This is a genomic window from Citrobacter sp. S55_ASV_140 (assembly GCF_018919505.1).
GTDB lineage: Bacteria > Pseudomonadota > Gammaproteobacteria > Enterobacterales > Enterobacteriaceae > Citrobacter > Citrobacter werkmanii.
In genome coordinates this window covers 1-11357 of the sequence record NZ_JAHLQZ010000139.1, presented here as the reverse complement: position 1 = coordinate 11357, position 11357 = coordinate 1, and the positions used below count along the sequence as shown (strand labels likewise).

10 protein-coding genes and 1 pseudogene are annotated in these 11357 nt (G+C 51.5%); 10 read left to right on the top strand and 1 reads right to left on the bottom strand.

What is annotated here, in order from left to right; translation table 11 throughout:
* The 5 genes from topA to acnA form a co-directional block, all read left to right on the top strand.
* A partial coding sequence (gene topA, locus KQJ18_RS17425) for a type I DNA topoisomerase (RefSeq protein ID WP_216422383.1) occupies window positions 1-2269 on the top strand: 2269 nt, incomplete at its 5' end.
* 208 nt (window positions 2270-2477) lie between these two features.
* Complete coding sequence (gene cysB, locus KQJ18_RS17420; RefSeq protein WP_042308079.1) at window positions 2478-3452, top strand: HTH-type transcriptional regulator CysB; 975 nt, start codon at window positions 2478-2480, stop codon at window positions 3450-3452.
* 314 nt (window positions 3453-3766) lie between these two features.
* Window positions 3767-3907, top strand: a complete 141-nt coding sequence (locus KQJ18_RS17415) for a YmiA family putative membrane protein (protein ID WP_216422382.1) — start codon at window positions 3767-3769, stop codon at window positions 3905-3907.
* 3 nt (window positions 3908-3910) lie between these two features.
* Window positions 3911-4078, top strand: coding sequence for a hypothetical protein (locus KQJ18_RS17410; RefSeq protein ID WP_199952020.1), 168 nt, complete (start codon window positions 3911-3913; stop codon window positions 4076-4078).
* Window positions 4079-4385: 307 nt separating this feature from the next.
* Window positions 4386-7061, top strand: a complete 2676-nt coding sequence (gene acnA, locus KQJ18_RS17405) for an aconitate hydratase AcnA (protein WP_216422381.1) — start codon at window positions 4386-4388, stop codon at window positions 7059-7061.
* 52 nt (window positions 7062-7113) lie between these two features.
* Here acnA and ribA read toward each other — a convergent pair whose 3' ends face one another.
* Window positions 7114-7704, bottom strand: coding sequence for a GTP cyclohydrolase II (gene ribA / locus KQJ18_RS17400; RefSeq protein ID WP_038640958.1), 591 nt, complete (start codon window positions 7702-7704; stop codon window positions 7114-7116).
* Window positions 7705-7905: 201 nt separating this feature from the next.
* Between ribA and pgpB the strand changes: the two genes are divergently transcribed.
* From pgpB to KQJ18_RS17375, 5 genes and pseudogenes are all read left to right on the top strand, one after another.
* A complete protein-coding gene (pgpB, locus tag KQJ18_RS17395) occupies window positions 7906-8670 on the top strand; it encodes a phosphatidylglycerophosphatase B (RefSeq protein ID WP_038640956.1) in 765 nt (254 codons plus the stop codon).
* A gap of 149 nt (window positions 8671-8819) precedes the next feature.
* The gene (locus tag KQJ18_RS17390) at window positions 8820-9128 is read left to right on the top strand and encodes a LapA family protein (protein WP_038640953.1); all 309 of its coding nucleotides are present in this window, start codon (window positions 8820-8822) and stop codon (window positions 9126-9128) included.
* Window positions 9129-9134: 6 nt separating this feature from the next.
* Complete coding sequence (gene lapB / locus KQJ18_RS17385) at window positions 9135-10304, top strand: lipopolysaccharide assembly protein LapB (protein ID WP_038640951.1); 1170 nt, start codon at window positions 9135-9137, stop codon at window positions 10302-10304.
* 189 nt (window positions 10305-10493) lie between these two features.
* Window positions 10494-11231, top strand: a complete 738-nt coding sequence (gene pyrF, locus KQJ18_RS17380; RefSeq protein WP_110497944.1) for an orotidine-5'-phosphate decarboxylase — start codon at window positions 10494-10496, stop codon at window positions 11229-11231.
* Window positions 11232-11357, top strand: a pseudogene (locus tag KQJ18_RS17375) (stress response translation initiation inhibitor YciH); the annotation flags it as partial.

Below are 11357 nucleotides of genomic sequence, written 5' to 3'. Positions count from 1 at the left end.
CGACCTTGACCGCGAAGGGGAAGCCATTGCATGGCACCTGCGGGAAGTGATCGGCGGCGATGACGCACGCTACAGCCGTGTGGTGTTTAACGAAATTACTAAAAACGCTATTCGTCAGGCGTTTGAAAAACCGGGCGAACTGAACATCGACCGGGTTAACGCGCAACAGGCGCGCCGCTTTATGGACCGCGTGGTGGGCTATATGGTGTCGCCGCTGCTGTGGAAAAAAATTGCGCGTGGTCTGTCAGCAGGCCGCGTACAGTCGGTTGCCGTGCGTCTGGTGGTTGAGCGCGAACGCGAAATCAAAGCATTTGTTCCAGAAGAGTTCTGGGAAATTGGTGCTGACACGACCACGCCTGGAGGCGATGCGTTGCCGCTTGAGGTGACGCACCAGAATGATAAACCGTTCCGCCCGGTCAATCGGGAACAAACGCTTGCCGCTGTCAGCCTGTTGGAAAAAGCGCGCTATAGCGTCCTGGAACGTGAAGATAAACCGACCAGCAGCAAGCCCGGTGCGCCGTTTATTACCTCCACGCTACAGCAGGCTGCGAGTACGCGACTGGGCTTTGGCGTGAAGAAAACCATGATGATGGCGCAGCGCTTGTATGAAGCGGGCTACATCACCTATATGCGTACTGACTCAACCAACCTGAGCCAGGATGCGGTGAACATGGTTCGCGAGTACATCAGCGATAATTTTGGCAAAAAATATCTGCCGGAGAGCGCGAACCAGTACGCCAGCAAAGAGAACTCTCAGGAAGCGCACGAAGCTATCCGTCCTTCCGATGTCGCCGTACAGGCGGAATCGCTGAAAGACATGGAAGCTGATGCGCAAAAACTGTACCAGCTGATCTGGCGTCAGTTTGTTGCCTGTCAGATGACGCCGGCGAAATACGACTCCACCACCTTAACCGTGGGCGCGGGTGATTTCCGCCTGAAAGCGCGTGGTCGTATTCTGCGTTTCGATGGCTGGACCAAAGTGATGCCTGCATTGCGTAAGGGCGATGAAGATCGCATCTTACCGGCCGTGGATAAAGGCGATACGTTGACGCTTGTCGAACTGACGCCAGCGCAACACTTTACCAAACCGCCTGCACGTTTCAGTGAAGCCTCGCTGGTTAAAGAGCTTGAAAAGCGGGGTATTGGTCGTCCATCAACGTATGCGTCGATTATTTCCACGATTCAGGATCGCGGCTATGTTCGTGTTGAGAACCGTCGCTTCTATGCTGAAAAAATGGGTGAAATCGTCACCGATCGTCTGGAAGAAAACTTCCGCGAATTGATGAACTACGATTTTACCGCGCAGATGGAAGACAGCCTCGACCAGGTGGCGAATCACGAAGCCGAATGGAAAGGCGTACTCGACAACTTCTTCACCGATTTTACTCAGCAACTGGATAAAGCCGAAAAAGATCCTGAAGAGGGCGGTATGCGTCCGAACCAGATGGTGCTGACCAGTATTGATTGCCCGACCTGCGGACGCAAGATGGGTATTCGCACCGCCAGCACCGGCGTTTTCCTCGGCTGTTCCGGCTATGCGCTGTCGCCGAAAGAGCGTTGCAAAACCACCATTAACCTGGTGCCGGAAAACGAAGTGCTGAACGTGCTGGAAGGCGACGACGCGGAAACGAACGCTCTGCGCGCCAAACGTCGCTGCCAGAAGTGCGGTACGGCGATGGACAGCTACCTTATCGATCCTAAGCGTAAGCTGCATGTATGTGGTAATAACCCGACCTGTGACGGCTACGAGATCGAAGAGGGTGAATTCCGCATCAAGGGTTATGACGGTCCTATCGTTGAGTGCGAAAAATGTGGTTCTGAAATGCACCTGAAAATGGGGCGTTTCGGTAAGTACATGGCGTGTACCAACGACGAGTGCAAAAACACTCGTAAGATCCTGCGTAACGGTGAAGTCGCTCCGCCGAAAGAAGATCCGGTTCCGCTGCCGGAACTGCCGTGTGAAAAATCTGACGCGTATTTTGTGTTACGTGATGGCGCGGCAGGTATCTTCCTGGCGGCAAATACGTTCCCGAAATCACGTGAGACCCGCGCGCCGTTAGTGGAAGAGCTGTACCGCTTCCGCGATCGTCTGCCGGAAAAACTGCGCTATCTGGCAGACGCGCCGCAGACTGACCCGGATGGCAACAAGTCCATGGTTCGTTTCAGCCGTAAAACCAAGCAGCAATACGTTGCCGCTGAGAAAGACGGTAAGGCGACCGGTTGGTCAGCGTTCTTTGTTGACGGTAAATGGGTCGAAGGGAAGAAATAACGGCATTCCGCCTGAATTCTTCCTTAAAGGGTCGCGTAAGCGGCCCTTTTCGTTTCTGGCGTATTATTTTTTGTCATGCCTATACAGCTTACATAGAAATGATATAGTGGTTATAGTTAACACGTTTTTTATTATTAAATCGTATTAGCAGCGCTAACGAGCCTGCTCTGAAACGATGATCTGATGGCATAAATCGGGATGGCTTGACATGAAATTACAGCAGCTTCGCTACATTGTTGAGGTGGTGAACCACAACCTTAATGTCTCCTCAACGGCGGAAGGGCTTTATACCTCCCAGCCAGGCATCAGTAAGCAAGTTCGTATGCTTGAAGATGAACTTGGCATCCAGATTTTTGCCCGTAGCGGCAAGCACCTGACGCAGGTTACGCCAGCGGGGCAGGAAGTCATCCGTATTGCGCGTGAGGTTCTGTCGAAGGTGGATGCCATTAAGTCGGTGGCCGGCGAACATACCTGGCCGGACAAAGGCTCGTTATACATCGCGACGACCCACACGCAAGCACGTTACGCACTGCCAAACGTGATTAAAGGTTTTATTGAGCGTTACCCTCGCGTCTCTTTGCACATGCACCAGGGATCGCCGACGCAAATCGCCGAAGCGGTATCGAAAGGGAATGCAGACTTTGCCATTGCGACAGAAGCCCTGCATCTGTATGACGATTTGGTGATGCTGCCTTGCTATCACTGGAACCGCTCGATCGTCGTGACGCCGGATCATCCGCTGGCGGGAAAAGCGTCCGTTTCTATTGAAGAGTTAGCGCAGTATCCGCTGGTCACCTACACCTTCGGTTTTACCGGGCGTTCGGAACTGGATACCGCGTTTAACCGTGCGGGTCTGGAACCGCGTATAGTATTTACCGCGACCGATGCCGATGTCATTAAAACCTATGTGCGTCTGGGGCTTGGGGTGGGGGTGATTGCCAGCATGGCGGTTGATCCCGTCTCCGACCCTGATCTTGTACGTGTTGACGCGCACGATATCTTCAGTCATAGCACCACCAAAATTGGTTTTCGTCGCAGCACGTTTTTACGCAGTTACATGTATGATTTTATTCAACGTTTCGCGCCGCATCTGACGCGAGATGTGGTGGATACTGCGGTAGCGTTGCGTTCTAACGATGATATAGAAGCCATGTTTAAAGATATTAAATTGCCTGAGAAATAATACCGGCTGTTACCTCGTCGGTATCCTTCTGCATAAAGCGATACCGACGGGAGACGCTGAATTAATCGATAATTTACAGTGAATAAATTAACCATATATAGTTTATGGAAAAGGATCTCTAAAGTAGTTTCAAATTAGCCAGCTTGCCAAAAATTCCTTTCAAATATTGATAACCGATCAAACAATCGATTTATTTATCAGGACGAGTCTGAAAATTAACTGGCTTTTTTTTGCCTTTTTTATTAGGATTCCTCCTATCTGATGATTAATTGTACCGATTGTTTGGTGCCTAAATGATAAGTGATTTCGATAGTATGAGGTTAGCGATGCCTTCAGGAAACCAGCCAGCACGCAGGGATCCCGTGATGAAACGTAAAGCCTGGTTTGCTGTTTTTCTCGGCTCCGCAGTGTTCTGGATTGTCGTCGCGCTCGTGGCCTGGCAAGTGTGGGGGTAGGTCATGTCCGCACCGGAACAACACACCACCGTGACGCCAGCTCCTCATGAAAATGAAACAGATAGCAATACCGGCGCAGAGAATGGGCCGGAAATCCCCACCTCCTGGACGCTTTCCCCTGAACAACGCGCGTTTATTGATCTGTTTACTGATGATGAACAGAAACAGTAATTAATACGAATTTTATCGTCATTATTAATCGTCCTCTGTCTGATATCTCGTATGACTTATTACGTACAATCGCGATGTCCACTCTAATCAGCATATTATCGACTACCAACATGCCTGCTACACATTAACACTATCAACTTCCGCTCTCGAATCTTCCCCGCGTATTTCACACCGCACTCCGATCTTCCGATGTTTACACTTTTATCAATTTGAGTTGTTATCAAAGCGTTACATTTTGTTTGTGTTATCTTTAATACTAACCCTGAAGAAAATCAGGGGATCTAACCCTGTCATTTAAGGAGGAGCTATGTCGTCGACCCTACGCGAAGCCAGTATGGACACATTGCAGGTTAATGATAAAACCTACCGTTACTACAGCTTGCCTCTGGCCGCACAAACACTGGGTGATATCACCCGCCTGCCCAAATCGCTAAAAGTTTTGCTGGAGAACCTGCTTCGCTGGCAGGACGGAAATACCGTTACCGAAGACGATATTCATGCACTGGCGCGTTGGCTGAAAACCGCGCATGCCGACCGTGAGATTGCCTATCGACCCGCTCGCGTTTTGATGCAGGACTTTACTGGCGTACCCGCAGTGGTCGATCTGGCCGCTATGCGCGAAGCGGTAAAACGTTTGGGCGGGGATACGGCAAAAGTGAATCCGCTTTCGCCAGTGGATCTTGTCATTGACCACTCCGTAACGGTGGATCGTTTCGGTGATGATGACGCTTTCGAAGAGAACGTCCGTCTGGAAATGGAACGTAACCATGAGCGCTATGTGTTCCTGAAATGGGGACAGCAAGCATTCAGTCGCTTCAGCGTTGTGCCGCCGGGAACGGGGATTTGCCACCAGGTTAACCTTGAGTATTTGGGTAAAGCCGTCTGGAGCGAATTACAAAACGGTGAATGGGTGGCTTATCCGGATACGCTGGTCGGTACCGACTCCCATACTACGATGATAAATGGTCTCGGTGTGCTGGGCTGGGGCGTCGGCGGCATTGAAGCCGAAGCCGCGATGCTGGGCCAGCCGGTCTCTATGCTTATCCCTGACGTGGTGGGCTTCAAGCTGGTAGGTAAACTGCGGGAAGGTATCACCGCGACCGATCTGGTGCTGACCGTCACCCAAATGCTGCGTAAGCATGGTGTGGTTGGGAAATTTGTTGAATTCTATGGTGATGGCCTGGATACCTTACCACTGGCCGATCGGGCAACCATTGCGAACATGTCGCCGGAATATGGCGCAACCTGCGGTTTCTTCCCGATTGATGACATCACGCTTGAATATATGCGCCTGAGCGGACGCAGTGAGGAGCAGGTCGACCTGGTCGGCGCTTATGCTAAAGCGCAGGGGATGTGGCGTAACCCAGGCGATGAACCTGTATTTACCAGTTCGCTGGAGCTGGATATGGGCAGTGTGGAAGCGAGCCTTGCCGGACCGAAGCGTCCACAGGATCGAGTGGCACTTGCAGATGTCCCGAAAGCGTTCTCGGCGAGTAACGAGCTTGAGGTGAATAGCTCGCTAAAAGATCGTCAGCCAGTGGATTATACAATGAACGGGCATCAATACCTGTTGCCGGATGGCGCGGTGGTGATTGCGGCGATCACCTCCTGTACCAACACCTCTAACCCAAGCGTATTGATGGCGGCGGGGCTGCTGGCGAAGAAAGCGGTTACGCTCGGTCTGAAACGTCAACCCTGGGTTAAAGCCTCGCTGGCGCCTGGCTCTAAAGTCGTTTCTGACTATCTGGCGCAGGCCGAGTTCACACCGTATCTTGACGAGTTGGGCTTTAACCTCGTGGGTTATGGCTGTACCACCTGTATAGGTAATTCCGGACCGTTGCCCGATCCTATTGAGACGGCTATCAAAAAAGGCGACCTCACGGTCGGCGCAGTGCTTTCCGGCAACCGTAATTTTGAAGGCCGCATCCATCCGCTCGTCAAGACGAACTGGTTGGCGTCACCGCCGCTGGTAGTCGCTTACGCGCTGGCGGGGAATATGAATATTAACCTGACGAAAGACCCGTTAGGTCATGACAGAAAAGGCGATCCCGTTTACCTGAAAGATATCTGGCCAACTGCCCAGGAAATCGCCCGGGCCGTTGAGCAAGTCTCTACCGCGATGTTCCATAAAGAGTATGCCGAAGTATTTGAAGGCACGCCGGAATGGAAAACGATTCAAGTTGATCGGGCTGATACCTATGGCTGGCAGTCTGACTCGACCTATATCCGTTTGTCGCCGTTCTTTGATGGTATGCAGGCTACGCCGGATCCGGTACAGGACATTCATGGCGCACGCATTTTGGCGATGTTAGGCGACTCGGTGACCACCGATCACATTTCTCCTGCCGGTAGCATTAAAGCGGATAGCCCGGCCGGTCGGTATCTACAAAGCCACGGCGTTGAGCGCAAAGACTTTAACTCCTACGGTTCCCGCCGCGGAAACCATGAAGTGATGATGCGCGGTACTTTTGCCAATATACGTATCCGCAATGAGATGGTGCCTGGCGTGGAAGGCGGAATGACGCGGCATTTACCGGGGACGGAAGTGGTAGCTATCTATGATGCGGCCATGCAATACCAACAGGAGAATGTTCCGCTGGCGGTCATTGCCGGTAAGGAATATGGTTCTGGCTCCAGTCGTGACTGGGCTGCGAAAGGCCCACGCTTGCTGGGTGTGCGCGTGGTGATTGCTGAGTCCTTTGAGCGAATTCACCGTTCTAACCTGATCGGCATGGGGATTTTACCGCTTGAATTCCCACAGGGGGTTACGCGTAAAACGCTGGGATTAACCGGTGAGGAAGCGATTGATATTACGGATCTGCAAAACATTAAACCGGGGGCGACAGTTCCGGTAAGTTTGACCCGTGCGGATGGGCATAAAGAGGTGATTTTATGCCGTTGCCGCATCGATACCGCGACGGAGTTAACGTATTACCAGAACGATGGCATTCTGCACTACGTCATTCGTAATATGTTGAACTGACATGTAAAAAGCCTGCGTGAGCAGGCTTTTTTCTGTACCGGGTAAATGGAAATTATTTATTTAACAAATGGCCCATTTTCGCGGCTTTGGTATCCAGATAATGTTCATTATTCGGGTTACGGCCCACAATCAACGGCACGCGTTCAACGATATTGATACCCGCCTCGGTCAGAATTTCCACCTTCTTCGGGTTATTGGTCAACAAACGTACCTCGTCAACGCCCAGCAGCTTGAACATGTCCGCACACAGTGTGAAATCACGCTCGTCTGCAGCAAAGCCTAACTGATGATTGGCTTCAACGGTATCATAACCCTGGTCCTGCAGCGCATAGGCGCGGATTTTATTTAACAGTCCAATGTTGCGCCCTTCCTGACGATGATAGAGCAGAATGCCACGCCCTTCTTCGGCAATATGCGACAGGGCTGCTTCGAGCTGGAAACCGCAATCGCAACGCAGGCTAAACAGCGCATCGCCAGTCAGACACTCAGAGTGGACACGCGCCAGGACAGGCGTTTGGCCTGTAATATCGCCAAAAATCAGTGCGACATGATCGTGTCCGGTTGCCAGTTCTTCAAATCCCACCATCAGGAAATCACCCCAGGGGGTTGGCAGTTTGGCTTCTGCCACACGTTTAAGCTGCATGTAATTCTCCAGATTATGCTGGCACTGTCGTGCCGTCGCCTGTTGGCTTCTGTTCTGTATTGCACTATTTTGCCATAAGCCAGCGATGTTCACCTAATTGCGACAACGGATTCGCTTTTGGAATGGCACAAAATTGTCAATTTTCCCGGCGTGCGCATTTTTCAGTTATGATTGTGAGACTTATCAACGAAAGGAGAGGCAATGCTTTCAATTGCAAAGCGCACCGCAGTCGGCGCCGGACTGCTGCTTATCATGCCGGTTGCTGTATGGGTATCAGGCTGGAACTGGCAACCTGGGCATAATGTCTGGTGGTTAAAATCCCTGTTCTGGGTAACGGAAACGGTGACACAGCCATGGGGGATTATCACTCACGTAGCGCTCTGTGCATGGTTTTTATGGTGTCTGCGTTTTCGTCTGAAAGCGGCGGTAATGCTGTTTGCGATCCTGGCGGTGGCGATTTTAGTTGGGCAGGGCGTGAAGTCATGGGTTAAAGACAAGGTGCAGGAGCCGCGGCCATTTGTCGTATGGCTGGAAAAAACGCATCATATTCCGGTGGATGAGTTCTACACTTTAAAACGGAAAGATCGCGGGAACTTAGTCAAAGAACAATTAGCCGAACAGCGGGACGTGCCAACGTTTCTACGTAAGCACTGGCAAAAAGAAACAGGATTTGCTTTTCCCTCCGGGCATACAATGTTTGCTGCCAGTTGGGCTTTGCTGGCGGTAGGATTGCTGTGGCCGCGCAGACGTACGCTGACTATAGCATTCTTACTCATCTGGGCGACGGGTGTGATGGGGAGCCGCTTGCTGCTGGGAATGCACTGGCCCCGTGATTTGGTGGTCGCAACGCTGATTTCCTGGCTGTTGGTGACCCTGGCAACCTGGCTTGCGCAGCGGATATGCGGACCCTTAACACCGCCAGTGCAGGAGACAAAAGAAATCGCGCAGCGTGAGCAAGAAAGTTAGCTATGATTGATTTTTCGAATTTTGCCCTTAAATCAGAAGGCATAAAGCGCTTTTCCATTTCGCACTCGGTGTGAAAATGGTAATTTAAAGGGCTCAACGCGGTAAGTTGGACACGATTTATTCGCTTAAACCACATAACGGGAAGTAATGTGAAATATTTACTCATTTTCTTACTGGTGTTGGCGATTTTTGTTATTTCGGTGACATTAGGTGCGCAAAACGATCAACAGGTTACGTTTAATTACCTGCTGGCTCAGGGTGAGTATCGTATCTCTACGCTGCTTGCTGTATTGTTTGCCGCAGGTTTTGCGATTGGTTGGCTAATTTGCGGCCTTTTCTGGCTGAAGGTTCGAGTGTCTCTTGCGCGCGCCGAACGTAAAATCAAACGACTGGAAAACCAGCTTGCGCCTGCGACCGACGTTGCGGTACCCGCCGATTCGTCGGTTGTAAAGGAATAATTATTTATGTTGGAGTTGTTGTTTCTGCTTTTACCTGTAGCCGCTGCCTATGGGTGGTATATGGGTCGCAGAAGTGCGCAACAAACAAAGCAGGATGAAGCCAACCGACTTTCCCGTGACTATGTCGCCGGGGTTAACTTCCTCCTGAGCAACCAACAAGATAAAGCGGTGGATCTGTTCCTTGATATGCTGAAAGAGGACACGGGCACCGTTGAGGCTCATCTCACCCTCGGAAACCTGTTCCGTTCGCGCGGTGAAGTCGATCGTGCAATCCGCATCCACCAAACGCTTATGGAAAGTGCCTCGCTGACATACGAACAGCGCTTGCTGGCAGTGCAACAACTGGGCCGCGACTACATGGCCGCAGGCCTGTATGACCGTGCGGAAGACATGTTCAATCAGCTTACTGATGAAACAGATTTTCGCGTTGGGGCATTACAACAGTTGCTGCAAATTTATCAGGCAACCAGCGAATGGCAAAAAGCCATTGACGTTGCAGAGCGTCTGGTAAAGCTTGGCAAAGACAAACAACGCATTGAGATAGCGCATTTCTATTGCGAACTGGCGTTACAGCAAATGGGCAACGACGATATGGATCGTGCCATGACGCTGTTGAAAAAAGGGGCGGCAGCAGACAAAAACAGCGCCCGTGTTTCCATTATGATGGGGCGCGTATATATGCTGAACGGCGATTACTCAAGGGCGGTCGAAAGTCTGCAACGGGTGATTTCTCAGGATAAAGAGCTGGTCAGTGAAACGCTGGAAATGCTGCAAAGCTGCTACCAGCATCTGGGCAAAAATGATGAGTGGGCAGAGTTTTTACGCCGTGCGGTTGAGGAAAATACCGGTGCCGCCGCTGAACTGATGCTTGCAGATATCCTTGAGGCGCGTGAGGGAACTGATACCGCTCAGGTTTATATTACTCGTCAGCTGCAACGCCATCCTACGATGCGTGTATTCCACAAGCTGATGGATTATCATCTTAACGAAGCAGAAGAAGGGCGCGCCAAAGAGAGCCTGATGGTGCTGCGCGATATGGTCGGGGAGCAGGTACGTAGTAAGCCGCGCTATCGCTGTCAGAAATGCGGGTTTACCGCTTATACGCTGTACTGGCATTGTCCATCCTGCCGTTCATGGTCAACCATTAAACCTATTCGTGGGCTTGATGGGCTGTAATTTTTAAAAAAGCCTCAACTTAGTTACAACATCCTTATAGGGTGTAATCGTCCCATCATCAACCTCCACAGCCGGTTCGCCTGGCAGAAATGTAATCGCGCCTGTTAATTTTCTATTGCCGCAGGTAGAATGCACGCCGTTTACCCATTTTGCGCCACCGGTGGCGCCCATCCTCAGGAAGGTCTGGTCATGACGTTTACTGCTTCATCTTCTTCTCGTGCTGTTACTGATTCTCCTGTCGTTGTCGCTCTTGATTACGCAAATCGTGATAAAGCATTAGCTTTTGTCGACAGAATTGATCCTCGTGATTGCCGTTTGAAAGTGGGCAAAGAGATGTTCACGCTTTTTGGACCTCAGTTGGTCCGCGAACTACAACAGCGCGGTTTTGACGTCTTTCTGGATTTGAAATTTCATGATATTCCCAATACAACTGCACATGCCGTAGCTGCGGCTGCCGACCTTGGCGTGTGGATGGTTAACGTACACGCCTCTGGCGGGGCGCGCATGATGACGGCAGCCCGTGAGGCCCTGGTGCCTTTTGGTAATGATGCGCCATTGCTGATTGCTGTGACGGTGCTGACCAGCATGGAAGCCAGCGATCTGGCCGATCTCGGTGTGACGTTGTCACCTGCGGAGCATGCTGAAAGACTGGCGCGTTTAACCCAACATTGCGGGCTGGACGGAGTCGTATGCTCTGCCCAGGAAGCGGTACGTTTCAAACAGGCGTTTGGACAGGCATTTAAGTTAGTGACCCCGGGTATTCGTCCTGAAGGCAGCGAGGCGGGCGATCAGCGTCGTATTATGACGCCAGAGCAGGCGCAGTTAGCCGGTGTGGATTACATGGTGATTGGGCGTCCGGTCACGCAGTCTGCCGACCCGGCGCAGACGCTGAAGATGATCAATGCCTCTCTGAAACGAGGTGTGTAAATGAGCGATTCAAACTCTCGCCTGGTCTATTCAACCGACTCCGGACGCATTGATGAACCGAAGGTCGCCCCTGAACGCCCAAAGGGTGATGGTATTGTCCGCATTCAACGCCAGACCAGCGGTCGT